The sequence below is a fragment of the Leucobacter rhizosphaerae genome, assembly GCF_022919175.1.
In the GTDB taxonomy this organism is placed as follows: domain Bacteria; phylum Actinomycetota; class Actinomycetes; order Actinomycetales; family Microbacteriaceae; genus Leucobacter; species Leucobacter rhizosphaerae.
Genome location: NZ_CP095043.1, coordinates 2,610,771 through 2,637,146, shown reverse-complemented (window position 1 = coordinate 2,637,146; position 26,376 = coordinate 2,610,771). Strand labels below are relative to the sequence as shown.

General features: G+C 70.9%; 21 protein-coding genes. 11 read left to right on the top strand and 10 right to left on the bottom strand.

What is annotated here, in order from left to right; translation table 11 throughout:
- The first annotated feature begins 218 nt into the window (after positions 1–218).
- On the top strand, positions 219–1,349 hold the full coding sequence (locus MUN76_RS12245; RefSeq protein ID WP_244685021.1) for a mannose-1-phosphate guanylyltransferase: 1,131 nt from the start codon (positions 219–221) through the stop codon (positions 1,347–1,349).
- On the opposite strand, the gene MUN76_RS12240 is transcribed toward MUN76_RS12245, so the two are convergent.
- Together MUN76_RS12240 and MUN76_RS12235 are read right to left on the bottom strand one after the other, a co-directional pair.
- Positions 1,346–2,098 carry a PDC sensor domain-containing protein gene (locus MUN76_RS12240; protein WP_244685019.1) on the bottom strand — a complete coding sequence of 251 codons (753 nt, stop codon included), beginning with the start codon at positions 2,096–2,098 and terminating at the stop codon, positions 1,346–1,348. The genes MUN76_RS12245 and MUN76_RS12240 overlap by 4 nt on opposite strands.
- A complete protein-coding gene (locus MUN76_RS12235) occupies positions 2,095–2,937 on the bottom strand; it encodes a FadR/GntR family transcriptional regulator (protein WP_244685017.1) in 843 nt (280 codons plus the stop codon). Before MUN76_RS12235 ends, MUN76_RS12240 begins: the two co-directional genes overlap by 4 nt.
- Before the next feature lie 194 nt (positions 2,938–3,131).
- Between MUN76_RS12235 and MUN76_RS12230 the strand changes: the two genes are divergently transcribed.
- The 5 genes from MUN76_RS12230 (at position 3,132) to MUN76_RS12210 (ending at position 8,893) form a co-directional block, all read left to right on the top strand.
- Positions 3,132–4,211, top strand: coding sequence for an ABC transporter ATP-binding protein (locus MUN76_RS12230; protein ID WP_244685015.1), 1,080 nt, complete (start codon positions 3,132–3,134; stop codon positions 4,209–4,211).
- A 109-nt stretch (positions 4,212–4,320) separates the two neighbouring features.
- Positions 4,321–5,505: an extracellular solute-binding protein gene (locus tag MUN76_RS12225; protein ID WP_244688778.1), complete on the top strand. Its 1,185-nt coding sequence runs from the start codon at positions 4,321–4,323 to the stop codon at positions 5,503–5,505.
- A gap of 94 nt (positions 5,506–5,599) precedes the next feature.
- Positions 5,600–6,484 (top strand): ABC transporter permease, encoded by an 885-nt coding sequence (locus tag MUN76_RS12220; RefSeq protein WP_244685013.1) that lies wholly within the window; start codon positions 5,600–5,602, stop codon positions 6,482–6,484.
- Positions 6,485–6,493: 9 nt separating this feature from the next.
- On the top strand, positions 6,494–7,303 hold the full coding sequence (locus MUN76_RS12215) for an ABC transporter permease (protein WP_244685011.1): 810 nt from the start codon (positions 6,494–6,496) through the stop codon (positions 7,301–7,303).
- Positions 7,304–7,531: 228 nt separating this feature from the next.
- Positions 7,532–8,893 carry an isochorismate synthase gene (locus MUN76_RS12210; protein WP_244685010.1) on the top strand — a complete coding sequence of 454 codons (1,362 nt, stop codon included), beginning with the start codon at positions 7,532–7,534 and terminating at the stop codon, positions 8,891–8,893.
- Positions 8,894–8,903: 10 nt separating this feature from the next.
- Here MUN76_RS12210 and menD read toward each other — a convergent pair whose 3' ends face one another.
- Together menD and MUN76_RS12200 are read right to left on the bottom strand one after the other, a co-directional pair.
- Positions 8,904–10,709, bottom strand: coding sequence for a 2-succinyl-5-enolpyruvyl-6-hydroxy-3-cyclohexene-1-carboxylic-acid synthase (menD, locus tag MUN76_RS12205; RefSeq protein WP_244685008.1), 1,806 nt, complete (start codon positions 10,707–10,709; stop codon positions 8,904–8,906).
- Positions 10,710–10,738: 29 nt separating this feature from the next.
- Positions 10,739–11,326, bottom strand: coding sequence for a PLDc N-terminal domain-containing protein (locus tag MUN76_RS12200; RefSeq protein ID WP_244685007.1), 588 nt, complete (start codon positions 11,324–11,326; stop codon positions 10,739–10,741).
- A gap of 261 nt (positions 11,327–11,587) precedes the next feature.
- Here MUN76_RS12200 and MUN76_RS12195 point away from each other — a divergent pair, with 261 nt between their 5' ends.
- The 4 genes from MUN76_RS12195 to MUN76_RS12180 all read left to right on the top strand — a co-directional run bounded on the left by MUN76_RS12195 (position 11,588) and on the right by MUN76_RS12180 (position 15,298).
- Positions 11,588–11,908 (top strand): DUF4229 domain-containing protein, encoded by a 321-nt coding sequence (locus tag MUN76_RS12195; protein ID WP_244685006.1) that lies wholly within the window; start codon positions 11,588–11,590, stop codon positions 11,906–11,908.
- A gap of 5 nt (positions 11,909–11,913) precedes the next feature.
- Positions 11,914–13,056 (top strand): FAD-dependent oxidoreductase, encoded by a 1,143-nt coding sequence (locus MUN76_RS12190; RefSeq protein ID WP_244685005.1) that lies wholly within the window; start codon positions 11,914–11,916, stop codon positions 13,054–13,056.
- Positions 13,057–13,178: 122 nt separating this feature from the next.
- Entirely contained in the window at positions 13,179–13,802 is a 624-nt protein-coding gene (locus tag MUN76_RS12185; protein WP_244685004.1) for a PadR family transcriptional regulator, read from the top strand.
- Positions 13,803–13,846: 44 nt separating this feature from the next.
- Positions 13,847–15,298 (top strand): MFS transporter, encoded by a 1,452-nt coding sequence (locus tag MUN76_RS12180; protein ID WP_244688776.1) that lies wholly within the window; start codon positions 13,847–13,849, stop codon positions 15,296–15,298.
- 215 nt (positions 15,299–15,513) lie between these two features.
- Here MUN76_RS12180 and MUN76_RS12175 read toward each other — a convergent pair whose 3' ends face one another.
- The 5 genes from MUN76_RS12175 to MUN76_RS12155 all read right to left on the bottom strand — a co-directional run bounded on the left by MUN76_RS12175 (position 15,514) and on the right by MUN76_RS12155 (position 22,766).
- Positions 15,514–17,355, bottom strand: coding sequence for an ABC transporter ATP-binding protein (locus tag MUN76_RS12175; RefSeq protein ID WP_244685003.1), 1,842 nt, complete (start codon positions 17,353–17,355; stop codon positions 15,514–15,516).
- On the bottom strand, positions 17,352–19,202 hold the full coding sequence (locus tag MUN76_RS12170; RefSeq protein ID WP_244685002.1) for an ABC transporter ATP-binding protein: 1,851 nt from the start codon (positions 19,200–19,202) through the stop codon (positions 17,352–17,354). The genes MUN76_RS12175 and MUN76_RS12170 overlap by 4 nt, the downstream gene beginning before the upstream one ends.
- 463 nt (positions 19,203–19,665) lie before the next feature.
- Entirely contained in the window at positions 19,666–20,625 is a 960-nt protein-coding gene (locus MUN76_RS12165) for a 1,4-dihydroxy-2-naphthoate polyprenyltransferase (protein WP_244685001.1), read from the bottom strand.
- Positions 20,622–21,941 (bottom strand): AMP-binding protein, encoded by a 1,320-nt coding sequence (locus MUN76_RS12160; RefSeq protein ID WP_244685000.1) that lies wholly within the window; start codon positions 21,939–21,941, stop codon positions 20,622–20,624. Before MUN76_RS12160 ends, MUN76_RS12165 begins: the two co-directional genes overlap by 4 nt.
- Before the next feature lie 51 nt (positions 21,942–21,992).
- Positions 21,993–22,766 (bottom strand): IclR family transcriptional regulator, encoded by a 774-nt coding sequence (locus MUN76_RS12155; RefSeq protein WP_244684999.1) that lies wholly within the window; start codon positions 22,764–22,766, stop codon positions 21,993–21,995.
- A gap of 133 nt (positions 22,767–22,899) precedes the next feature.
- On the opposite strand from MUN76_RS12155, the gene MUN76_RS12150 reads away from it, so the two are divergent.
- Complete coding sequence (locus MUN76_RS12150; RefSeq protein ID WP_244684998.1) at positions 22,900–25,062, top strand: malate synthase G; 2,163 nt, start codon at positions 22,900–22,902, stop codon at positions 25,060–25,062.
- A gap of 80 nt (positions 25,063–25,142) precedes the next feature.
- Here the strand turns inward: MUN76_RS12150 and MUN76_RS12145 are convergent, their stop codons facing one another.
- Positions 25,143–26,093 carry a 1,4-dihydroxy-2-naphthoyl-CoA synthase gene (locus tag MUN76_RS12145; RefSeq protein ID WP_244684997.1) on the bottom strand — a complete coding sequence of 317 codons (951 nt, stop codon included), beginning with the start codon at positions 26,091–26,093 and terminating at the stop codon, positions 25,143–25,145.
- Between the last annotated feature and the right edge of the window lie 283 nt (positions 26,094–26,376).

The window sequence follows — 26,376 nt, the reverse complement described above, 5'->3', positions numbered from 1 at the left end:
CACCCGAACAGACTCGTGTCTGAGAATCCGCTGCGCACCCATTATGTCACCATTCTCGGCGCGTCCCGGCCAGCGGAGCAGCGCCGAGACCCGCGCATTCATCTGATGAATCGGGATCCGGCGCCATGGTCGGCGCCCGATCCGCACTCTGATCGACACGGCGATCCGCGCCCCGATCGGCACAGCCGTTCCGGAGCCGCGCTCGCTAGGCTGGGGCCATGCCTGAGCCCTCCGCGACGCCCTCCGCGCTCGACCGCCTCACGTGCGTGATTCCCGCGGGAGGAGTCGGATCGCGACTCTGGCCGCTCTCCCGGGCGAACGCTCCGAAGTTCCTGCTCGACCTGACCGGGTCGGGAGACTCGCTGCTCCGTGCGACCTGGGACCGCCTCGCGCCCATCGCGCCCCCCGAGCGGATCCTCGTCGTCACCGGCAACGCGCACCGCGACTCGGTCGCGGCGCAGCTCCCCCATCTGCTGCCCGAGAACCTCATCACGGAGAGCGAGCCCAAGGACTCCTCCGCCGCGATCGGTCTCGCGGCCGCGATCCTGGAGCTGCGCGATCCCGATGCGATCCTCGGCTCCTTCGCCGCCGACCACGTCATCCGGGGCGACGTCCTCTTCCAGCGCGCGGTCGCGACCGCGGCGCAGGCGGCGGATCAGGGCTACATCGCCACGATCGGGATCCACCCCGGCCACCCCGCGACCGGGTTCGGGTACATCGCCTGCGGCGCGGCCCGCGGCGACCTCGCCCCGTTCGACGTCTACGAGGTGACCGAGTTCGTGGAGAAGCCGAGCGCCGCGAAGGCCGGCGAGTACCTCGCGCACGGCGGATACCTCTGGAACGCCGGGATGTTCATCGCGAAGGCCACCGTGCTGCTCGACCAGATGGCGCTCGCGGAGCCGGACATGGTGCGCTCGCTCCGCGAGATCGCCGCGGCCTGGGGCACGGAGCGCGGGGCGCAGGTGCGCGAACGCGTGTGGCCCGCCCTCCCGAAGATCGCGATCGACTACACGGTCGCGGAGCCCGCGGCCGCCGCCGACAAGATGGTCTGCGTCGCGGCCCACTTCGACTGGGACGACGTGGGCGACTTCGCGAGTGTGGCGAACCTCCTGACCCGCGGCCGGGGCAGCGACCTCGCGGTGCTCGGCGACGGCGCCCAGGTGCTCTCGGACGCCTCGAGCGGCATCGTGGTGTCGGAGAGCGATCGCCTCGTGGCGCTCGTCGGCGTCGAAGACGTCGTCGTCGTCGACACGGCCGACGTGCTGCTCGTCACCACGAAGAGCAAGGCGCAGGACGTCAAGAACCTCGTCAGCCGGATGAAGGTCTCCGGCGGCGGGCACCTGCTCTAGTTCGCTCCCGCGCCGGATCCGATGAGCGCGAACGGGTAGCGCGCCGACCGCGCGATGCGCACGCCGTCGGGCGCGGATCCCGCGGCGACGAGGGCGTCGATCCCGGATTCCGGATCGGCCCCGAGGTAGCGATCCCCCGTCTCGTATCCGGGATCGGTCGACACCACGACCCGGCCGCCGAGGTTCACGAGGGTCGCGTCGACGAGTTCCGCGACCCGCGGCAGCAGCACCCGCTCGAGGGAGGCGACGATGACGTCGGCGCAGATCACGCCGCAGAACCGGCCGTCAACCTCGACGGGCAGCGCGGAGGTGATGGTGATCTCGTTCGAGCAGAGGTAGTCGACGAAGGGACCGGCGACGTGACGCTCGCCGGTCGCCGCGGGCACCCGGTACCACTCGAGGCGGACGAGGTCGATCGCGGCCTGCCCCGGGCCGAACGTGGAGGAGGCGAGCAGGCTGCGCTCCGGACCCTGCCACCACGCGAGGGGATTGCCCTCGGTCACCACCGCGTCGCTGGCGCAGTACCCGGCGCCGTAGAGCGGGCGCTCCGCGTTGTCTAACATGCGGGTGACGTCCTCCTCGACCAGCGCGGCGAGCTGCGCCCCGGTGAAGGACTCGTCGTCGATCCAACCGCTGACGCGGGTCCGCAGCGGCGGCAGCCACTCCTCCAGCGGGGCGAAGACGCCGTCGAAGAAGTCGTCGACCCGTGCGATCGCGTCGTCGAGCGAACGTCCCACTGCTTCGCTCACGCCGATTCCTCCCCGCTGAGTGCACCGCCCGAGTCGCCGCGCGTGTGTCGAGATCCCAGTGTGGCACGAAGGTCGCCGGTCTGCGAGGTTTCGAGGAGTTCGCCGCGGAACCGCACGAGCCAGCGCGCCGAGGCGCGGACGCTCTCCCGCACCGCGGTGCGGGCCGCCGCGACATCGCCCGACTGCGTCGCGGTGATCTGGGCGAGCAGCGCGTCGTGGGTGGCGAGCCGCGCCTCCACGTCCTGGTCCTGCAGCGCGAGGAACGGGGTGAACTCGGTCTGCAGCCGGACGTGCTCGTTCGTGAGCCGCACGGACTGGCTGAGCGCGGCGAGCTCCAGCTGCACCTCCGTGATCCGGCGGCGCCAGAGCTGCGCGGGCAGGTCGCGCGTCTCGCGCAGGATCCGCTCGACGATCCGGAGCTCCTCGGGGGTCGCGCGGAGGCACGCGTACTCGGCGCACGCGCTCGAGATGACCTCGTAGTGCACACCCAGGTCGGCGAGCGCCACCCGCGGCATCTCCATGAGCGCGCGAGCGTTCACCTCTTCGACGGTGCCGTGGCTCGGCCGCACGAAGCTCCCGCCGTTGCGTCCGCGCCGGGTCTCGATGAGGCCGCGATGGCGGAGTGCGCCAAGCGCCTCGCGGACCGTCACCACCGCGACCCCGAGCAGGTGGGAGAGCTCGGTCTCGCTCGGCAGGCGCTCGCCCTCGATGAACGCGCCGACCGAGATCGCCTGCACCAACCGGGATTCGACGAGCTCCGTGCGCCCCTCCTCGCCGATGGGAGCGAAGGCGGCGATGCGCAGGCGGCTCGGGGGTGACTGGACAGGCGTCTGGCTCACACTGCGCTCCCTTCCGTGTGCGGTTCCGCAGTCGAGTCTGGCACGGCCGCGCGGGGAAACCTCTGTGATGCATCGTAATCAAAACGTGACGCCGCCGCCCGCTCCGCGAAACAAAACCTATAAACCCATATGTTATGGTTTCTGACATTGGTTCGACAGGCCATTCCGACAACGACGTTGAGGAGCAACGGCACATGCCTCACACCCCAGCCCCCACCACCGGCAGCGAGAGCGCCGTGTCCGTTCAGGGCGTGCTCAAGCAGTTCGGCGACTTCACGGCGGTGAAGGACCTCGACATCGAGATCCGCGCCGGGGAGTTCTTCTCCATGCTCGGCCCCTCGGGCTCCGGCAAGACGACCGTGCTCCGCATGATCGCGGGCTTCGAGGAGCCGACCGCAGGCAAGATCCTGCTCCACGGCACCGACGTCACGCGCACCGCGCCGTTCGACCGCGAGGTCAACACGGTGTTCCAGGACTACGCGCTCTTCCCGCACCTCACGATCTCGGAGAACGTCGCCTACGGCCTGAAGGTGCGCGGGATCTCCAAGGCGGAGCGCGCCCGCCTCGTGGGCGAGGCGCTCGAGCAGGTCCAGCTCGGCCACGTCGCGGATCGCCGTCCCTCGCAGCTCTCCGGCGGGCAGCGGCAGCGCATCGCGCTCGCCCGCGCCCTGATCCTGCGCCCCAAGGTGCTGCTGCTCGATGAGCCCCTCGGCGCGCTCGACAAGCAGTTGCGCGAGCAGATGCAGGTGGAGCTGAAGCAGATCCAGCGCGAGGTCGGCATCACCTTCATCTTCGTGACGCACGACCAGGAGGAGGCGCTCACGCTCTCCGACCGCGTCGCGGTCTTCAACGACGGCAAGATCGAGCAGGTCGGCACACCGCACGAGGTGTACGAGTTCCCCGAGACCGAGTTCGTGGCGAAGTTCCTCGGTGTCACGAATCTCGTGCCGTCGGATCTCTCGCTCCGACTCTTCGGCGACGCGAATGTCCACAGCCTCCGCCCCGAGCGGGTGCACCTGGCCGACACGACCGCGCCCGTCGACGCCGAGACGATCGCGATCTCGGGGATCGTCGCCGAGACCGTCTACGCGGGCCCTCACACCCGCTACCTCGTCGACACCGAGGACGGCGTGCGGGTGATCGCCGAGAAGCAGAACTCGCACACGCCGCGCGTCGGATCGAGCGTCCACCGCGGCGACGCCGTGAGCCTGCGCTTCCAGCGCAACCACGCGACCGCGATCCCGGGAACGGTCGCGGCTGCGGTTCCGGCGTAGCCGGGAACCGCCGATCCGGAACCACGCACCCCGGCCCGCGCCCGCCCGCACCTCACGACCCACGACCACACCTCACGAACCACGACCATCACCCAAAGGAGTACTGATGATGAAGAAGAAGATGCTGGCAGTGCCGCTCGCCATGACGGCGGCACTCGGCCTGATCCTCACCGGCTGCGCGAGCGGCGGCGGCGAGGAGGCCGGGAGCGGCGAGCTCAAGATCGACGTTCCCGAGATCCCGATGCAGGAGGAGCTCGGCGAGTTCGAGGACGAGGTCAATATCGTGGCCTGGTCCGGCTTCGTCGAGCCGGCCTGGTCCGACCAGTTCACGGCCGACACCGGCTGCACGGTGAACCGCAAGGTCGCCGGCACCTCCGACGAGATGGTGCAGCTTATGCGCACGGGCAACTACGACCTCGTATCGGCCTCGGGCGACGCGAGCCTTCGCCTGATCGTCGGCGGCGACGTGCAGCCGCTCAACCTCGATCTGATCCCGAACTTCGGCGACGACATCGTCGAGGGCATGAAGGGACAGCTCTACGACACGCTCAACGGCAAGTCGTACGGCGTGCCCATCGGCCGCGGCGCCAACATCCTGCAGTACAACACGGATGTCGTGACCGAGGCGCCCACGAGCTGGGACGTCGTGTGGGAAGAGGACTCCCCCTACGCCGGCAAGATCATCGGCTACGACGCACCGATCTACATCGCCGACGCGGCCGTCTACCTGATGGCGCACGAACCCGATCTCGGGATCACGAACCCCTACGCGCTCGACGAGACGCAGCTGACCGCCGCGATCGACCTGCTGAAGCAGCAGAATACGATCATCGGCGACTACTGGTCGGATCCGGTGAAGCAGATCACCGCGTTCAACGGCGGCGACGTCGTGGCGGGCACCTCGTGGGAGGTGCTGAAGAAGCTGTCGGAGAACCCGGCACTCGAGGGCACGCTGCCCGAGGAGGGGTCGACCGGCTGGTCCGACGCCTGGATGCTCGCCGCAGAGTCCGCGAACCCCAACTGCGCCTACGCGTGGATGGACTACACGAGCGCGGCCGAGGTCAACGGTCAGATCGCGATGAACTTCGGCATGGCACCGGCCAACGCCGCGTTCTGCGAGACGAGCGACGAGGCGAAGGCGCACTGCGACCAGTTCAACGCCACCGATGAGGAGTACTTCTCGAATGTGTGGTTCTGGACCACGCCCATCGAGCAGTGCATCGACGGCCGCACGGATGTGACGTGCACCAACTTCCAGCAGTGGACCGACGCCTGGCTCACGGTCAAGGGCTAAGCAGCCCGTCGCGGGTGTGGGGCGGTCGCACCGCCCCACACCCCGATCCCCACCCCCAGCCGCACCACCCCACCTCTTCGGAAACGGAACCGACGTGACCACCCAGATCTCCCTCGAGACGCGGCCGAAGCCGCTCTCCTCAGCGCTGCAGCGCCACCCCCGCGGTCGCCTGGCCGCCCTGCTGAGCCTGCCGATGGTGTGGCTCGTCGGTGTGTACATCCTCTCCCTCGCGCTCATGCTCGTGACCGCGTTCTGGGAGACGGACTCCTTCACCTCGAAGGTGAAGCCGGGATTCTCCCTCGACAACTTCGCGAGCATCTTCACGGTGCCCGCCTACTTCGCCGCCGCGGTCCGCACGCTCGGGATCGCCCTCACCGTGACCGTGGTGTGCGCGATCCTCGCGGTGCCGCTCGCGATCTTCATGGCGAAGGTGGCGAAGCCGTGGCTGCGGGCCGTGCTCGCCGTCGCCGTGACCCTCCCGCTCTGGGCGGGCTACCTCGTGAAGATCCTCTCCGTCCGCATCGTGTTCTCAGAGCAGGGCTTCTTCAACTGGCTGTTCGGTCCGCTCGGGATCCAGAGCCCGGGGTACGGCATCGTGGTCACGATCATCGCGCTCATTTACCTCTGGTTCCCCTACATGGCGATCCCGGTCTACACCGCGGTATCGCAGATCCCGGCGAACCTCTTCGATGCGTCGTCGGACCTCGGCGCGAAGGGCCTGCGCACCATCTCGACGGTGGTCGTGCCGCTCCTGAAGCCCGCGCTCATCGCCGGGTCGATCTTCACGTTCTCCCTCAGCCTCGGCGACTTCCTCGCGGCGAAGTTCGTGGGCGGATCCACCCAGATGATCGGCACCATCATCGCGTCGAACATCAACCTCAATCCCCCGGTCGCGGCCGCATTCTCAGTCGTCCCGATCGTCCTTGTCCTCATCTACCTGCTCGCCGTCCGTCGCACCGGCGCGCTCGAGAACCTCTAGGAGCCCGCCATGCTGAGACTGAGCCGCGGAGCGAAGATCTCCCTCTGGGTGGTCGCCTCGCTCGTCATCGCCTGCACCTACGTGCCGCTCCTCGTGATCATCATGAACTCCTTCAGCAGCTCGCGCATCGCGGGGTGGCCGATCAGCGGCTTCTCGCTGGTGTGGTGGGAGAAGGCGCTCATGAACGAGGCCGTGCACGCCGCGGTCATCAACTCCCTCGTCGTGGCGGCGGGTGCGACGCTGATCGCGCTGCTGCTCGGCACGCTGTCGGCGTTCGCGCTGCAGCGCTTCACGTTCTTCGGCCGCGAGGTCGTGAACCTGCTCATCATCCTGCCGATCACCCTGCCCGGCATCGTCACCGGCGTGGCGCTCTCGAACACCTTCTACGGGGTGCTCGATCCGATGGGCATCAAGGTGGGATACGCGGGCATGATCATCGCGCACGCCACCTTCTGCGTGGTGATGGTGTTCAACAACGTCATCGCCCGGCTGCGCCGCATGAACCCGAACCTCGAGGAGGCGTCGATGGACCTCGGGGCCGGGATCGGCCAGACGTTCCGGCTCGTGACCTTCCCGCAGTTCCGGAGCGCGTTCATCGCGGGCGGGCTGCTGGCGTTCGCGCTGTCATTCGACGAGGTCGTGGTGACGATCTTCACGGCACCCCCGGGCGTCGAGACGCTGCCGCTCTGGATCATGAACCAGATGGCGCGGCCGAACGAGGCGAACCAGGTGAACGTGGTGGCGACGGTGATCATCCTGCTGTCGCTGATCCCCGTGTACTTCTCGCAGAAGGCGTCGGCTGCGGCGGACGCGAAGTAGGGCTGGGGGCTGAGGGGCTGGGGGCTGCTGGCTGAGCGGGTGCGGGCCGTCATGCGGATCTGAGCGCTCATGCGGATGTAACCGGGCGTTTCCATCCGCATGACGGCCCATATCCGAATGACGGTTCGGGATCCGGATCCCGGGGCCGACCCCGCGTCGGCAGCACTCAGCGCGGAGCGGTAGATTATGGGAGTGTCCAGCGATCCCGAGGTGCCTGCTCTCCGAGCGGTGACCAGACCCCTCGCCGAGACCCCGGACCTCATCTCGCTCGCCGATCCGTCCGAGCCCCTGCTCTGGACCCGTGGCGACCGCGGCTGCGTCGGGATCGGCGAGACCCTGCGGCTCCACTTCAGCGGTCCAACACGGATCCGGGATGCGGCACGAGCCTGGCGCGCGATCGCAGCCGCCGCGGAGATCGACGACCCCGTCCGCATGCCGGGCACCGGCCTCATCGCCCTCGGCACCTTCGCGTTCGATGACGACAGCACGGCCGAGAGTGTACTCATCGTGCCCCGGCTGCTCGTCGCGCGGCATCGGGGATCCGCGTGGATCACGGAAATCGCTCACACCGATGTGCTCGACGGCTCGGCAACAACCACCGAAATCGCTCACACCGGCACCGGCACCAGCACCAGCACCAGCACCAGCACCGGCACCAGCACCGGTTCCGACTCCGGTCCCGACTCGGGCGAACATGCGCCCCGCACTGAGCCCGCGCTTCCCGACGCCGCGCCGCACGGCCCCTGGCCGGGGGTCGCCCTCTCCCCGTCGGCCGACGGCGCCGATCCCGTCGCCGCCTACCTCACCGGGGTCAACGAGGCCGCCGACCGCATCGCCGCGGGCGGCGTCGAGAAGATCGTGCTCGCACGGCAACTGACCGGTCGCATCGATCCGGGATCCGACCTCCGGTTCCCGCTCACCCGGCTCGCGGATCGCTACCTCGACTGCTGGACGTTCGCCGTCGACGGCCTGATCGGCGCGAGCCCGGAGACGCTCATCCGCGCGACCGACGGGGCGGTGTCGGCCCGGGTGCTCGCCGGCACCCGCGCGCGTCACCCCGAGTCCGAGCAGCGCGACGCCCAGGCGCGCGACGAGCTCCTCACGAGCGCGAAAGAGCAGCACGAGCACGACTTCGCGGTGCAGAGCGTGGTCACAGCACTCTCACCGCACGTGCGCGACCTTCGGACGAGCGAGGAGCCCTTCCCGCTCCAGCTCCCGAACGTCTGGCACCTCGCGACCGATCTCGGCGCCTCGCTCGGCGAGCAGAGCTCCGCGCTGGAGCTCGTGGACGCCCTGCACCCGACCGCGGCGGTCGCGGGCACCCCGACCGCCGGGGCCGTCGCGGCGATCGCCGAGCTCGAGCCGTTCGACCGCGGCCGGTACTCGGGTGCGGTCGGGTGGATCGACGCCGAGGGCGACGGGGAGTGGGTCATCGCGCTGCGGTGCGCGCAGGTGGGTCCGGATCTCCCGGAGGGGCGGACCGTCACCGCGAGCGCGGGCGGGGGGATCGTGGCGGGATCCGATCCCGCGCACGAACTCGGCGAGACGGACTCGAAGTTCCGCCCGATCACGGAGGCCTTCGCCCGCTAAGGGCACCCCGTCAGCGCTCCAGCGGCACCTCGACGAGTGTGGGGCCGGTGACGGGCGCGGTGAGCAGCCGCTCGAGCTCCCCACGGGTCTCGACCCGGAGGAACTCCCAACCGTAGCTCGCCGCCAGCGCCGCGACGTCGACCCGCTGCGGAGTGAGCATGACCCGATCGAACGCCTCCGCCGCCGTCGACCCCGCGACCTCGAGCCCGTCGAAGATCGTGCCGCCGCCGTCGTTGCCGACGAAGAGCTGGATCCTCGGCCGCTCCTCCCCCTCGGTGAGCAGCAGCGACCCGGCATCGTGCAGCAGCGCGAGGTCGCCGAGCAGCACGCGAGTCGTTCCGGCAGCGCGGCCGGGATCCGCCGCCGACTGACTCGCCGACGCGATGCCGAGCGCCGTCGCGACCGTACCGTCGATGCCGGCGAGGCCCCGATTCGATCGCACCTCGAGGCGCCGCGCGGGAGCGAGGCCGTCGAGCACCCGCACGAGGCGCGAGGCCGCGAGCACGATCCGGTCGTGGGGCCAGGTGGCGCGCCACACGCTCTCCACGAGCAGTTCTCGCGAGATCGGTTCGCGCAGCGTGGCCACCTCGGCGCGCGCGTAGGCATTGCGCTCCTTGTACCCCGTGGCGCGCGCCGCTTCGAGGTCGGGTTCGTGCAGGGTCGTGCGATCCCGCTGCAACTCGCGGTCGGCCACGACCCACGCGCCGAGCCACCGCCGCAGCGCGCGGGGATCGTGCTCCGCGGCGACGTGCGCCGATCGGACAACCCGGGCGGACCTGTCGGGGGTGAAATGGTCGGTGTCGCGGTGCGGATCGACGACCACCACGTCGACATCCTCACGACGGAGCAGGCTCGGCACCTGACGGGTGAGGGTGGGGTGACCGAACACGATCGCCTGCTCGATCAGGCCGCCGAGCTGAGGATCGTCGAGCAGCGTGGCGTAGGCGGTGATGGACTCGCGGCCGAACCGGGCTCCGCTCACCACTTCCGCGAGGAGCGGGATCCCGGCTGCGTGCGCGAACGCCTCGGCGTCGGATCCGGATCCTTCACCCGCGATGACCACCGCGAGGGTGTCGCCGCTGAGCTGGAAGTCATCGGAGGTCGGGGGTTGGGGTTGTTCGGTGGGCGCGGCTGCCAGGTCTGCCGCTTCCTCGGCTGCGGCCTCGAATCCCGCCGCGATCATCGCGTCGAACCCCGCGGTGCCCGAGAGCGGCTCACGGAACGCGAGATTGAGCTGCACCGGCCCTGCGGGCGCACCCCCCGGCGATCCGATCGCGGCGGCGAGCGCGTCGGCGGCGAGGCGGCCGGGATCCCGATCGGCATCGCGGCGGAGATCCCCGTCCGGCCCGAGTTCCGGCGCCGGCACGTCGAGCACCCGGCGAGCGATCGAGGCGAAGAGCCCCGCCTGCGCGGTGGTCTGGTTGCTGCGGATCCCGCGCAGTTCCTCGGGCCGATCCGCGGTGAGGAGGATCAGCGGCACCCGCCCCTCGTGCGCTTCGAGCGCCGCGGGCAGGAGGTTCGCGACCGCCGTGCCGCTCGTGACGACGACGGGCGCCGGCATGCCGGTTTCACGTGCAACGCCCAGGGCGAAGAATCCGGCCGATCGCTCGTCGAGACGCACGTGCAGGCGGATCGCTCCGGCGTGCTCCGCGGCGGCGGCGGCGAGCGCGAGCGCCTGCGAACGCGATCCGGGGCACACGACCACGTCGCGCACCCCGCGCCGGATCAGTTCGGCGAGGAGTTCGACGGCGAAGATGGAGGCCGGGGCCGGGCCGGTGGCCGTCACGTCAGGGTCCGTCACGTCAGAGTCGGTCACGTGCGCGCGTCGATCACTCGGCTGCCGCGTCACTTCTGCGTCGCGCCGGAGTCGCCATCAGCCGTCGTCTCGGCGTCCGACGCGCTCTCGTCCGCGCCGCTCTGCCGCTTCGGCTCTGGTCGATCCGTCGCACCCGAAGACGTCGATTCCGGTGCACCCGGGCCGGTGCTCGATGCCGAGCTCGACCCGGTGCCCGAGCCCGAGCCCGAGCCCGAGCCCGAACGACCGTCAGCATCGCTCGCGGCGGATCCGCCCGATGCGCCGGGCTGCGCAGATCCACGGGGCTCATCGGGCTCACCCGGGAACACCTCGTCGTCGAGTTCGCGCAGGCGATCCTCGAGGTCGCGCATGTGGACGTCCAGGTCGACCGGTGACATCCGCGTCCCGGTGAACCGGGGGTCGTCGTCCGGTGCCTGCGGTCGCTTCGCCGGGGTCGCGCCCTTGCCGATGAGGAACCACAGAATGCCACCGATCACTGGCAGCAGCACGATCACCACGACCCAGACCGGCTTGCTCACCCCGCGCGCACGTGAGCCGTCCGTCATCGCCGCGTCGACCAGCGCGTACAACGTGAAGGCAACGGCGATGACGATCCCGATAATCAAGAATCGCACCATGGATCCATGCTACCGCGCACTCCTGGACCCTCCCGGAGACTGGGGGGGGCTGCTCGCACTCTGGGTGGGGCGCACCCCTGGGCCCTTCGGCCCGTGCACCCCCGCACCCCCGCACCCCTGCACGAGTGAACGCTCAAGCACCTTGTGAACACGCAGGCGGTGCACGTGCGTTCACTCGGCAGAGGGCGGGGCGTCGTGAGCGCGGGATCGCGGGGCGTCACACTCCGGAGCGGCTCAGACGGGCCGGGTAGAGTGGCACCCGTGACCAACCCCCGCACTGCCTGGATCGTGTACTCCGTTCTGCGACTGCTGTTCTTCGCGATCCCGTTCGCTCTGCTCTACGTCCTGGGCATCTGGCCGTGGCTCGCCGCCATCTTCGCGGCGCTCATCGGGGTCTCACTCTCGATCATCTTCCTGTCGCGTCCGCGAGCGACCGCATCGGAGAGCATCTACGACTGGCGCAATCGGGATCGCACGGCCGACGACATCGTCGAGGACGAGGCCGTCGAGGAGGCCGAGGGAACCGACGTTCAGCCGTCGGAGACGAACCGGCCCTCCGCACCCGACGCCGAGCGCGGCTGACCCGCATGAGCCGCGCCGCGCAGGTCGACACGATCATCGTCGGGGGTGGCGTCATTGGTCTGTCCACGGCGTGGAACCTCGCCCGGCGCGGCCAGCGCGTGCTCCTGCTCGAGCGCTTCGCCCCCGGGCACACCCGCGGCGCCTCCCACGGCGCCACCCGCAACATGAACAACGCCTACGGCGAGCCGTTCTACCTCGACCTCTACGATGAGGCGCTGCAGGCCTGGCAGGAGCTGGAGGAGCGGTCCGGCGAACGGCTGCTGACGCTCTGCGGCCTCGTGAGCCACGGCGATCCCGACGCGATCGCCGGCTCGTACGCAGCCCTGCAGGCACGGGGCGCCGCGGCCGAGCTGCTGTCGGCCGAGGAGGCCGCGTCCCGCTGGCCGGGCATGCGCTTCGAAGGGACGGTGCTCGCGAACCGCGACGCCGGCCGCATCCACGCCGCCACCGCCCTCGAGGTGTTCGCCGCGGAGGCGCGCGCGTTCGGGGCCGACCTCCGCTTCGGCCACCGCGTCACGGCACTCTCCGTCGTCGACGGCGGGGTGGAAGTGCGCGCGACGGATCCCGACGGCGCCGAACTCTCGTTCTCGGCGAGCGGCGCAGTGGTCGCCGCGGGCGCCTGGTCGCGGGAGCTGCTCACCGGCCTCGTGGAGCTGCCGCCCCTCACCGTCACCGAGGAGCACCCCGCCCACTTCCAGGTCAGGCCGACGCTCGTCGAACCCGGCGGGGAGTCCTGGTGGCCCTCCTTCAACCACTTCGCGACGGCCTCGACCGAGCCTGGCCGCACCAACGTCTACGGCATGCTCACTCCGGGCGAAGGGGTCAAAGTCGGCTTCCACATGGCGGGCGACGAGGTGGATCCCGACGCGCGCCGGTTCCGCGCGAGCGACCTGGCGCGCGACGCACTCCGGGCCTACGTCGCCGAGTGGTTCCCGGGGCTGGATCCCGACACCGCCGACGAGATCAGCTGCACCTACACCTCGACCGCGGACGGCCGGTTTGTGCTCGACCGCGTCGGCCCCATCACGGTCGCCGCGGGATTCTCGGGGCACGGGTTCAAGTTCGCTCCCGCCGTCGGTCGGGTCCTCGCCGATGCGGTGCAGGGGATCGCGTTCACGCCCGAGCCGTTCCGCCTCGCCGCGCACTGACCCGCTCGGCACACCGCCGACACGCCCGGCACGATACCGACCCACCCGGCGTCCTGATCCGGCGTCGATCGATCCGTGCCGAGTGATATAGTCCATCCGTACTAGTACGAACGGACCAGATCGTGACCTCCCCCACCCCGCGCCTCACGCCCCTCGGCGTCACGGTGCTCGCGCTCCTCATCGAGGACGACATGCACCCCTACGAGATGCTTCGCCTCATGGAGCAGCGCCGTCGGGACCGCATCGTGTCGGTCACGAAGGGCTCGGTCTACCACACCGTCTCGCGGCTCGAAGCGCAGGGCTACATCGCCGAGGCGGGCGTGGATCGCGACGGCAACCGCCCTGAACGGACGCGTTACACCCTCCGCCCGCCCGGCCGCGACGCGGTTCCCGCCTGGGTCATCGAGGAGCTCCCACGCACCGACCGGCCGGCCGCGTTCCGCGTCGCGCTCGCCGAGGCCCACAACATCCCTCTCGACACGGCCACCGCACTGCTCACCCAGCGCCGCGACGCCCTGCGCGTGCAACTCGACACCCTGCGAGAGGGCATCACCGCCGCCCGTGACCGCGGCACCCCGGACCAGTTCCTGATCGAGTTCGAACGCGAACTCGCCCTCCTCGACGCCGACCTGAGCTGGAGCGACACCCTGCTCGACCGCATGTCGAACGCACCCATCCCCTGGGGCGATGACGGTCGTTCCGACCCCGCCCAGTACGCCCTCCTCCGAAAGGCCGCCCAGCTGTGAGCACCCCCACGTCCCCCCGAAGCCCCTGGCCCGCCCTCTGGGCGATGGTCATCGGCTTCTTCATGATCCTCGTCGACACCACCATCGTGTCGGTCGCGAACCCGGCCATCAAAGCCGCACTCGATCCGAGCACCAACAACCTCGACAACGTGGTGTGGGTGACGAGCGCGTATCTCCTCGCCTACGCCGTGCCCCTCCTCATCACCGGCCGCCTCGGCGACCGCTTCGGGCCGCGCACCATCTACCTCATCGGCCTCGCGATCTTCACGCTCGCCTCCCTCGGCTGCGGGCTCTCGACATCGCTCACCTCCCTCATCGTGATGCGCGCGCTGCAGGGCCTCGGCGCGGCGCTCATGACCCCGCAGACCATGGCCGTGATCACCCGCACCTTCCCGCCGAACCAGCGCGGCGCGGCGATGGGCCTGTGGGGCGCCACCTCGGGTGTGGCCATGCTCGTCGGTCCGCTTGCGGGCGGCCTGCTGGTCGACGGCTTCGGCTGGGAGTGGATCTTCTTCGTCAACATCCCGGTCGGGATCGTCGGGTTCGTGCTGGCCTGGATCCTCGTGCCGCGCCTCGAGACCCACCCGCACCGCTTCGACATGGGCGGCGTCGTGCTGAGCGCGATCGCCCTGTTCCTCATCGTCTTCGGCCTGCAGGAGGGCGAGAAGTTCGACTGGGGCGTGATCTGGGGGCCGATCTCGGTGTGGCTACTGATCGGGTCCGGGATCGTGGTGCTCGGGCTCTTCATCTGGCAGCAGGCGAAGACGCGCAGCGAGCCGCTCGTGCCGCTCGATCTCTTCCGCGACCGCAACTTCTCGATCGCGAACTTCGGGATCGCCACCGTCGGCTTCACGGTGACGAGCATGTCGCTGCCGCTCATGTTCTTCATCCAGCTCGCACGCGGGCTCACGCCGACGCAGGCGGCACTGCTCATGATCCCGATGGCGGTGGGCGCCGGTGTGCTGTCGCCGTTCGCGGGCAAGCTGCTGGATCGGATCGACCCGCGCTTCCTGCTGGTGCCCGGGCTCACGTGTGTCGTGCTCTCGCTCGTGTGGTACTCGCTGCTGATGAACGCCGACACCCCGATCTGGATGTTCCTGCTGCCCTCCGCCCTGATGGGCGTGGGCAACGCGGGCATGTGGGGACCGCTCGCGACCACCGCGACCCGGAATCTGGCGCCGCGCCAGGCCGGTGCGGGCGCCGGGATCTACAACACGACCCGCACGATCGGGTCGGTGCTCGGGTCGGCCGCGATCGCCGCGTTCATGCAGGCCCGCCTGGAGTCGAACCTGCCCGCCGCGGCGGAGGCCGGATCCGGGAGCTTCGGCGGGGACGCGCTGCCCGCCCCGGTGGTCGAACCGTTCGCGACCGCGATGTCGCAGACGATGCTGCTGCCCGCGATCGTGCTGCTCCTCGGGGTGGTCGCGGTGTTCTTCCTCAAGCGCCCGCCGACGGCCCGAACCGCCGCCCGGCAGGAGGCGCCGGCGGACTCCTAGCCAGGGTCCCGCGGGCTTGGGGGTCTCCGGCGTCGATCCCGCGCCGCACGCCAGCCCGCCCGGCTGCCCCACCGCTCGCCACACCAGCCCGCCACTTCCGGCGGAGATCTCAGTTATTCAGGAGCAGATCCTGCGATTCGGTCCGAAAGAGCTGAGATCTCCGCGTGGAGGACAGGGAGCAGAGGCGGGAGTTCGCGGTGCAGGGCGGGCGCCGCCTACTCCTCCTCCTCGGGTGGCGCCGCCGCGAGGGTGCGCTCCCACTCGGCGTGCAGCTTGGCGAAGCGGCCGCCGCGCGCGACCAGCGCCGCGGGGCTGCCGTCCTCGATCACGCGACCGCGCTCCATCACGAGCACCCGATCCGCGATCGCCACGGTCGAGAGCCGGTGCGCGATGATGATCGCCGTGCGATCCGCGAGCAGGCGCTGCAGCGCCTCCTGCACCAGCCGCTCGCTCGGCAGGTCGAGCGACGCCGTCGCCTCGTCGAGGATGAGCACGGCGGGATCCGCGAGGAACGCGCGCGCGAACGAGATGAGCTGCCGCTGCCCCGCCGAGACCCGCCCGCCGCGCTTGTTCACGTCGGTGTCGAACCCGTCGGGCAGCGCCTCGATGAAGGCCTCCGCTCCCACGGCGCGCGCCGCGGCCCGGATCTCCTCGGGCGTCGCATCGGGTTTGCCGAGCGCGATGTTCTCCGCCACCGTGCCGGTGAAGAGGTACGCCTCCTGCGTCACCATGACCACCGCGCGGCGCAGATCCTCCGTGGCGATCTCACGCATGTCGACGCCGTCGAGCAGCACACGCCCCGCGCTCGGGTCGTAGAACCGCGCCACGAGCTTCGCGAGCGTCGACTTGCCGGCTCCGGTCGTGCCAACGAGCGCCACGGTCTGCCCGGCGGGCAGCTCGAGCGAGCACTCCTCCAGCACCGTGCGGCCGTTGCCGTAGCCGAAGACGACCCGGTCGAAGGCGAGGGCGCCCCGGGCTCGCGCCATCGTGACCGGCTGACGGGGATCCGGAACCGTCGGCTCCTCCTCCAGCACCCCGGAGACCTTCTCGAGCGCGGCAGCCGCCGACTGGTAGGAGTTCAGGAACATCGCCACCTCCTCGAGCGGGCCGAAGAAGTTGCGCACGTAGAGCACGGCCGCGAGCAGCACGCCGAGCGCGAGCGTGCCGTCGCTCACCCGCAGCGCACCCCAGAGGAGCACCACGGCGATCGTGATGTTCGCAAGCAGAATGAGGCCGGGATCGAGCACGCCGAGCAACCGGATGACCCGCAGGTTGGCCTTGCGGTAGTCCTCCGACACGGCCGCGAACGCCTGCGCGTTGCGACGCTCCGTGCGGAACGCCTGCACCGCCCGGATCCCCGTCATCATCTCGACGAACTGCACGATCAACCGCGCGCTCACGACGCGCGTCGTGCGGAAGCCCTTCTGCGACTCCACCACGAACCACCGCATGAGGATCGCCAGCGGGATCCCCATGCACACGAGCAGCAGCCCGCTCTGCCAGTCGAGCAGGCAGAGGGCGATCACGGTGAACGTGCCGATCAGGATCGCGTCGATGAGCTCGTTGAGACTGCCGTCGAGCAGCTCCTGGATCGACTCCAGATCGCTCGTCTGCCGCGAGATGATACGCCCCGAGGTGTACCCCTCGTGGAACTCCAGGCTGAGTCGCTGGGTGTGCCGGAAGATCCGCATGCGCATCTCCAGCATGACGGCCTGCGTCAGTCGCGCGATGAGCACGGCGTACCAGCCGATGAGCGCCGCCGCGGCACCGCCCGAGACCAGGAACGCCAGCGTGATCCCGATCGCGGGCCACCACTGCCCCTGCTCCACCGCGAGCGGCAGCGCATCGTCGATCCCGGCCGCGATCAGCATGGGACCGATGACTCGCAGCACGGTCGATACGAGGATCACCGCGGCGGTCAGCAGCAGCAGCTTGTGCAGCGGCTTCAGGATCGACCCGAGCAGACGCAGCGACCGCCGCCGGATCGCGCGGCTCTCGGCAGTCGTGTAGTCCTCGCGGTCCTCGCCGCTCGTGCCCCGCACGCTCTCCGCGCTCATGGCCGGTCCTCCGATGCGATGCTGACGATCAGGTGGCGGTAGTGCTCGCTCGTGCGCAGCAGCTCCGCGTGGGTGCCGACGGCCTCGATCCGACCGTCGCGCATCACGGCGACCCGGTCGGCGAGGGCGACGGTCGAGGGGCGGTGTGCGACGATGAGTGCCGTCGTGTCCGCGAGCACGCGTCGGAGCCCGGCCTCGACGAGCGCCTCCGTGTCGACGTCGAGCGCCGACAGCGGGTCGTCGAGCACCAGCACCGCGGGTCTCGCGGCCACCACCCGGGCGAGCGCGAGCCGCTGCCGCTGACCGCCGGAGAGGCTGAGCCCCTCCTCGCCGACCTCGGTGTCGAGTCCGTCGGGCAGCTCGAACACGAAGCCTGCCTGAGCCACCTCGAGCGCCTCCCGCAGCACCTCCTCCGCCTCGGCGCCGGTCGGATCGAGATCCGGCCGCCCCAGCAGCACGTTCGCGCGCACCGACGACGAGAACAGCACGGGCTCCTCGAACGCGATCCCGATGTGCCGGCGCAGCTCGTCGAGCCGGAGCTCGCGCACGTCGACGCCGTCGAGCGTCACCGCGCCGCCGGTCACGTCGTAGAGCCGGGTCGGCAGGGTGGTGAGCGTCGTCTTGCCGCATCCCGTCACCCCCACGAGCGCCATGGTCTCGCCCGGACGCAGCACGAGTTCGAAGTCGTCGATGATGTCGGCCTCGGTGTCGCGTGCGTCGGGGTAGTGGAAGTTGACGTCGCGGAAGGCGAGCTCACCCCGCGGCTCCGGGATCGTGCGGGGGGATTCGGGATCCCGGATCACGACCTGCGCATCGAACACCTCGAACACCCGATCGGTCGCGGTGCGCGTGTCGATGAGGAAGGAGAAGAGGAAGCCGAGCGACCCCATGGGCCAGCGCAGCGCCGTCGCCATCGCGAAGAACGCGAACAGCTCGCCCACCGAGAGCTCGCCGCGGCTCACGAGCCAGATGCCGGTGCCGAGGCACCCGCCGAGCGCGAGCACCGGCACGAGGTCGTACCAGAACCACAGCACACCGACCTCGCGCCCCTTGCGCAGCTCGGTCGCGCGCAGGGACTCGGCCTGCTGCGCGAACTTGCGCAGCGCGTGCCCGCCCCGGCCGAACGCCTTGAGCACTCGGATCCCGTGGACGCTCTCCTCGACGGCCGTCGCGAGGTCGCCGACCTGATCCTGGCTCCGTCGCGAGAGCGCGCCGTAGCGGCGCTCGAAGCGGTAGCCCATCACCCAGATCGGGATCGAGCACACGATGAACACGACGCCGAGCGACCAGTGCCAGCGGAACAGCAGCGCGGTGCCGACGACGATCGTCGTCAGGTTGATGAGCAGGAGGATCGCACCGAACGCCACCCAGCGCCGGATCATGCTGATGTCCTGCATCATGCGGCTGAGCAGCTGCCCCGACTGCCAGCGGTCGTGGAACGCGACCGGCAGGCGCAGCAGGCGCTCGGTGAAGCTCTGGCGCACCGCGTACTCCACGGCCGTCGACGGCACCAGTACGAGCATCCGGCGGAGGAACACGAGCAGCGCCTCCAGGACGCCGAGGGCGAGCACGCCGAGCGTCGCCCACACGATGAGCGAGCGGTTGCCCGAGAGCAAGGGGCCGTCGATCACCCACTGCAGCACGAGCGGGATGCCGAGGCTCGCGAGGGCGGCGCCGAGGCCGACGAACGCGCCGGTGATGAGGCGCGGCAGCGCGGGCCGGGCGAACGGGAGGAGCCGCGCGAGCGCGCGGAGCGTCGAGACGCGGGGCGCGGACTGACCCGCGGCGAGCGAGTGGGCGGACGGGTGGGAGTGAGGCGCCTCATCGGGCGACGGAGAAAATGACATGATCCCTGGTCAGACGTGCGCCAGTGGCGCGAGAGTGCGGTATCGGACGGAGCGGCGAGCGGTGCTCGCGGTCGGCGGCGCGTGAGGCGGGCGGCGCACGGCCGCGACGAACCTAGATGCTGCCGGACAGGGCACTGCCCGGATGAGTGAACGCGATCGGCACGATGTGAGATGCCATGTTCTCCTCCTTTCCGGGTGCGAGGGATACCGGGATCAGCCTATCGAGCGGCTTCCGCGCGCCGCAAGCGCCAGTTCGCGGGTGCCCCGGGCGACGGTGCGCCCGGGCCACGTGGGCTTGGGTGGCCGGCGCGCTGCTGATGGTCGCGGGACTGCAGCGCGTCACCGAGCGGACACGATCGCGCCGATTGGACACGATTCGCGCGGTACGGTCCGTGTTCGGTCGAGAGGATCGTGTCCGCTCGGCGGCGGCCTCGCGGGCGAGCGGGTCCGGGATCCCGACCCGCTAGAAGGCGAAGCCGATCCCGAGCAGCACCCCGTAGGCGAGCGCGGCGAGACTCGTGAGCTGCAGCACGAGGATCAGCTCGCGCGGCGTCTTCGCGGTGATGATGATCAGGATGCAGGGAGCCACGAGCAGCAGCACGAACCAGACGAGCAGCATGCCCGGGTTCACGAGACCGAAGAACGCGGGTACCGCGAACGGCAGCAGCACGCAGACGATGTAGAGCACGCGCGAGGCGCGATCGCCGATGCGGACCGACAGGGTGCGCTTGCCCGCGAGGCGGTCGGTCGGGATGTCGCGCAGGTTGTTCACGACCAGCACCGCCACGGCGAAGAGCCCGACGCCTGCGCCCGCGTACCAGGCCTCCTGGTTCTGGATCTCGGTCTGCAGCCACACGGTGCCGACCGTCGCGACGAGACCGAAGAAGATGAAGACCATCACCTCGCCGAGACCCGCGTAGCCGTAGGGCCGTTTGCCCCCCGTGTAGAACCACGCCGCGACGATCGCCACCGCGCCGAGCGCGAGGAACCACCAGCGTTCGCTCAGCACCACCGCGATGATCCCGGCGACAGCCGCGAGGCCGAAGAACACGAGCGCCGTCGCCAGCACCCGCTTCGGGTTCACGAGCCCCGAGGCGGTGAGCCGGGCCGGGCCGACCCGGTACTCGTCGGTGCCGCGGATCCCGTCGGAGTAGTCGTTGGCGAAGTTCACACCGATCTGCAGGCAGACAGCCACCGCGAGGGCGAGCAGGGTGAGGGGCCACGAGAACTCGCGGAGCATGTGGGCGATGCCCGCACCTGCCGCCACCGGGGCGATCGCGAGCGGCAGCGTGCGCAGGCGCGCACCGCCGACCCAGCTCCGCCAGGTGATGCGGGGCGGCTCTCCCGCCGCCACCTGGCGCTCGGCCGCCGCCCGCCGGGCGGGGTTGCCCGAGCGGCGGAGATCTCTCGACGACTGGTTCATGCGCGATCCTCTTCCTGCTGCGATGATGCCGACTGCGATGGCGATACCTGCGACTCTGGCTCCGCGTGAGCCTCAGATCGCGCCCGCGTCTCCCGCTCGGCCTGCGCCGTCGGTGCGCCGGCCGCGGCCCCGATCTCCCGGAAGCTGGCGCGGAGCCTGCCGAGCCACTCGGCCACCCGCACCAGGTCGGGTTTGCCGCCCGGGAGGCGCGGAATCTCCTCGATCTCCGTCGCCCACTCGGGCGCCGCGGCCGTGCCGAGCCGATCCTTGATCGCGGCCCGCACGTCGTCGAACGGCACCGCGTCGGGCCGCGTCTCGACGACCAGCGACGGTCGCTCGCCCCACTCGGAGTGCGGCAGCGCGAGCGCGAGCGCGTCCTCCCAGCCCGTGAACTGCCGCGCGACCGCCTCGATCTGGTCGAGCGAGACGTTGACGCCGCCCGACACGAGCACCCGATCGAGCCGCCCGGTGACGGTGAGCATGCCGCCCAGCAGCTCACCCGCGTCACCCGTGCGGTACCAGCGGGTGCTGCCGCCGTCGCGGTCCGCGTCGTCGATGAATCGCTCGGCCGTGTGCGCGGGATCCCCGACATACCCGAGCGCCAGCGTCGACCCGGCGAGCTGCACCTCGCCCGAGCGGATCCGCACCCGGGTGTCGCCGATCTCGACGCCGTCGTAGACGCACCCGCCAGAGGTCTCCGTCATGCCGTAGCTGCGCCGAAGCGCGACGCCGAGGTCGTGCGCGCGCCGCCGGAGCTCCAGCGACACCGCCTGCCCGCCGACGAGCACCGCGTCGAACCGCTGCAGCGCCTCCGCAGCGTCGGGATCCCGCTCGGCGAGATCCAGCAGCCGCGAGAACTGCACCGGCACCAGCGAGACGTACCGCCGCGGGCCCTCCATCCGCTCGGCGGCGTCGAGCAGCGCCGCGGGGTCGAACGGGCCGTCGACGAAGACGGGGTCGATGCCCGAGACGGCGCTGCGCACGAGCATCTGCACCCCCGAGATCAGGTGGCTCGGCAGCGCGACGAGCCAGGCTCCCGGGCCACCGAGGGCCTCGTGCGTGAAGCGTGCGCTCGCAAGCAGGGCGGACGCCGAGAGCGCAACCGCTTTCGGCACGCCGCTCGACCCGGAGGTGCGGATCACCATCGCCGTGCCGGAGGGCAGCGAGGCGGCGAGCAGTTCGTCGACGGAGTCGGGATCCGCCCCCGGCGGCAGCGGCAGGATCGGGGCGCCCCCGCCCAGGGCGTCGCTCAGCGCGGCGAGCAGCCAGGCGCGATCCTCGGACGGAATGGCGCGGAGCCCGTGTTGCGAAGTCACCCGACCAGGGTACTCCGGTTGGCGGGGCGCGGGCGTCGCACCGGTGCCGGATCAGCGCGCTGCGGCGAGCTCCTGCGCGGCGAGGGTGAGCTCGCGGACGGCCGTCTCGACGATCGCATCGGTCATCCGGACCGCCGGTCCCGAGATGGACACCGCGGCCGCCGTCCCCGGCACGGCCACGGCGATGCAGCGCACCCCTACCTCCTGCTCCCCGTCGTCGATCGCGAAGCCGCGGCGACGCGTCTCGCGCAGGTCCGCGAGCAGGGCGTCCTCCGCGGTCAGGGTCGTCGGGGTGTACCGCGGTAACCCGGTGCGGGCGACGAGGGCGCGCACCCGGGGCTCCGGGAGGGCCGCGAGCATGGCTTTGCCGACGCCGCTCGCGTGGGGCAGCACCCGGCGGCCGACCTCCGTGAACATCCGCATGCGATGCCGCGACGGCATCTGCCCGATATAGGTGACCAGATCGCCGTCGAGCACCGCGAGGTTCGCGGTCTCCTGCGCCGCGTCCTCCAGGCGGATCAGCGCCGGCCGCGCCAGCTCGGCGAGCTGGGGCGTGGCCCGCTCTCCGAGCCCGATGAGCGCGGCCCCCAACGCGTAGGAGCGCTGCTCGTCCTGCCGCACGTACCCCAGGTCCCGCAGCGTGGCCAGGAGCCGGTGCGCGGTCGGGACCGCCAGCCCGACCCGCGCGGCCAGGTCGGCGAGGGCGACGCTGCGGTCGGCGCTCGCCAGTGCTTCGAGCAGCGCGAACGCGCGCTCGACGGACTGGACTCGGGTGCTGGATTCGCGGGTGCTGGACGCGGGTGTGGACGCGGGTGTGGCGCTCATGATTCCACTATACGAAATGCTGACTCCGACAGAGGGAATGCCGCCCTAGGCTGGAACCGCCGTCCCGATCTACGCCCACTTCCCCCGCACCGCGCCACCCCTTGCGCCCCCTGCCGCCGCCCCGAGGAGACCCATGTCCCGCCACCTGTCACGCGCCGACCTCGCCGTCGCCGAGCCCATCGCCCAGTTCGCCGAGGAGTCCCTCGAGCGCCACGGGCTCGATCCCGAGTCCTTCTGGACCGGGGTGAGCGCGATCGTCCACGAGCTCGGCCCGCGCAATGCCGAGCTGCTCGCGGAGCGGGAGACCCTGCAGGCCGCGCTCGACGCGCACCACCGCGCCCGCCCGGGGGCACCGGATCCGGCACAGACCCGTGCCTTCCTGACCGAGATCGGCTACCTGCACCCGGAGCCCGCCGCTGTGACCGTCACCACCACGGACGTGGCTCCTGAGATCGCCGAGCTCGCAGGCCCGCAGCTCGTAGTGCCGCTTCTGAACGCCCGGTTCGCGCTGAACGCCGCGAACGCGCGCTGGGGCTCCCTGTACGACGCGCTCTACGGCACCGACGCGATCCCGCTCGACGGTGAGCTCGCGCCCGGGGACCGCTACAACGCGGCGCGCGGAGCGGCAGTGATCGCCCGCGGCCGCGCCCTGATCGACACGGTGGCGCCGCTCGCCGCGGGATCCCACGCGCAGGCGGTCGGCTACCGCGTCGACGGCGGCGCGCTCCGCGTGGAGCTCGGCGACGGCGCTCGCACCGAGCTGGCCGACCCGAGCGGATTCGCCGGGTTCCTCGGGGATCCCGAGACCCCCGACTCCGTGTTCCTGCGCCACCACGGGCTCCACGTCGAGATCGTGGTCGACCGCTCGGGAGCGATCGGCGCGACCGACCCCGCGGGTGTGCAGGACGTCGTGCTCGAGTCGGCGCTCACCACGATCATGGACCTCGAGGACTCGGTCGCCGCGGTCGACGCGGACGACAAGGCGCTCGGCTACCGCAACTGGCGAGGGCTCATGGACGGCAGCCTCGCCGAGGACGTCGCGAAGAACGGGCGCACGATCCGGCGCACGCTCCACCCCGACCGCACGATCACCGCCCCGACCGGCGAGGCCGTCACCCTGCCGGGCCGCTCGGTGCTGTTCGTGCGCAACGTGGGCCACCTCATGCGCACCGATGCCGTCCTCGACCGAGATGGCGCCCCCATCGGCGAGGGGATCCTCGACGCGATCATGACATCTCTCGGATCCCTCGACGACCTCCACGGCACCCGCGCCAACTCGCGCACCGGATCCGTGTACATCGTGAAGCCGAAGATGCACGGCCCCGACGAGGTCGCCTTCACCGTCGAACTCTTCGAGCGCGTGGAGCGCCTGCTCGGCCTCCCCGCGCGCACCGTGAAGATCGGGATCATGGACGAGGAGCGACGCACCTCCGTGAACCTCGCGGCCTGCATCGCGGCCGCCTCCGACCGGGTCGTGTTCATCAACACCGGATTCCTCGATCGCACGGGCGACGAGATCCACACCTCCATGCACGCGGGCCCGTTCCTGCCGAAGGCCGCGATCCGGTCCCGGCCGTTCATGCAGGCGTACGAGGCGCGCAACGTGCAGGCCGGGGTCGCGGCCGGGCTCACGGGGCACGCGCAGATCGGCAAGGGCATGTGGGCGATGCCGGACCTGATGCACGACATGCTCGAGCAGAAGATCGGGCACGTGCGCTCCGGCGCCTCGACCGCCTGGGTGCCGTCCCCGACCGCTGCGACCCTGCACGCGACGCACTACCACCTGGCCGACGCGTTCGCGGAGCGGGCGGCACTGCCGCCGCTCGATCCCGCGTCGCTCGACACGCTGCTGCAACCGCCGCTCGCCACGCCCGCCGACCTCGGGCCCGAGGTGGTGCAGACCGAACTCGCGAACAACGCGCAGTCGATCCTGGGGTACGTGGTGCGCTGGATCGATCAGGGAGTCGGCTGCTCGAAGGTGCCCGACATCCACGATGTCGCGCTCATGGAGGATCGCGCCACGCTGCGCATCTCGAGCCAGCTCCTTGCGAACTGGCTGCTGCACGGCGTCATCACCGAGGCCGAGGTCGATGCTGCGCTCGCGCACTACGCCGCGGTGGTGGATGCGCAGAACGCCGGGGATCCGGGGTACGAGCAGCTGCTGCCGGAGGGCGAGCCGGGGGTGGCGTTCACCGCCGCGCGCCGGCTGATCCTCGAGGGGGCCGCGCAGCCGAGCGGGTACACCGAGCCGCTCCTCCACGAGCTGCGGCGGGCGAAGAAGGCCGGGGCCCGGTAGGGGCTGGCCGGACTGGCCGCCCGGTCAGGATCGCCGGGTCCGGGTCCGGGTCCGGAGCTGGGCCCCGGGGCGCCGGGCGGCTAGAAGTGGTACGGGTAGGGGCTCCAGTCGGGATCCCGCTTCTGCAAGAAGGAGTCGCGCCCCTCCACGGCCTCGTCGGTGCCGTACGCCAGGCGCGTGGCCTCACCCGCGAAGAGCTGCTGGCCGACGATGCCGTCGTCCACGGCGTTGAACGCGTACTTCAGCATGCGGATCGCGGTGGGCGACTTGCCCAGGATCTCGCGCGCCCACTCGATCGCGGTCGACTCGAGTTCGGCGTGCGGCACGACCTCGTTCACGAATCCGATCTCGTAGGCGCGCTGCGCATCGTACTCACGGGCGAGGAAGAAGATCTCCCGAGCCACTTTCTGCCCGACCTGCCGCGCGAAGTAGGCGCTGCCGTACCCGGCGTCGAACGAGCCCACATCGGCGTCGGTCTGCTTGAAGCGCGCGTGCTCGGCGGACGCCAGGGTGAGATCGCAGACCGCGTTGAGCGAGTGCCCGCCGCCGGCCGCCCAGCCGGGCACCACCGCGATGACCACCTTCGGCATGAATCGGATCAGCCGCTGCACCTCCAGGACGTGCAGACGCCCCGCGCGGGCGCGGTCGACGCCCTCGGCGGTGTGCGCCGTGTCCGCATCCGCGTCGGCCGCCGCGTACTGGTACCCGTCGCGGCCGCGGATGCGCTGATCCCCGCCGGAGCAGAACGCCCAGCCGCCGTCTCGGGGACTCGGGCCGTTGCCCGTGAGCAGCACGACCCCGACCCGCGGGTTCGTGCGCGCGAGGTCGAGCGCGTCGTAGAGCTCGTCGACCGTGTGCGGCCGGAACGCGTTGCGCACCTCGGGCCGGTTGAACGCGACGCGCGCGATCCGACCGTCGAGGCTGAGATGGGCGGTGATGTCGGTGTAGTGCTCCGCGCCGGGGGCGACCTCCCACACCGAGGGGTCGAAGATGTCGGAGACCGTGCGTGGCTGCGAGTCCTGTGGCGTCATGGTTCCAGCCTAGACACCGCGGGCCGGGTGCGGGTGCGCGCTGCGCTTCGGCCGGCACCTGCGCCCACCGCGCACGGCCATCTGCACAGTTGCGGGGTCACTCGTGCGGGGTGCGAGACGCGAAACACTCCCCCAAAGTGACCCCGCGCGGGTGCGGGTGACGGCAGGTTCGGGTGACGGCGTGTACGGGTGACGGCGTGTACGGGGTGACGGCAGGTGCGAGTGACGGGCAGGTGCGGGGAAGGCGGGGAACGCGCAGCACAGGGCCCGCTCCCTAGGATGG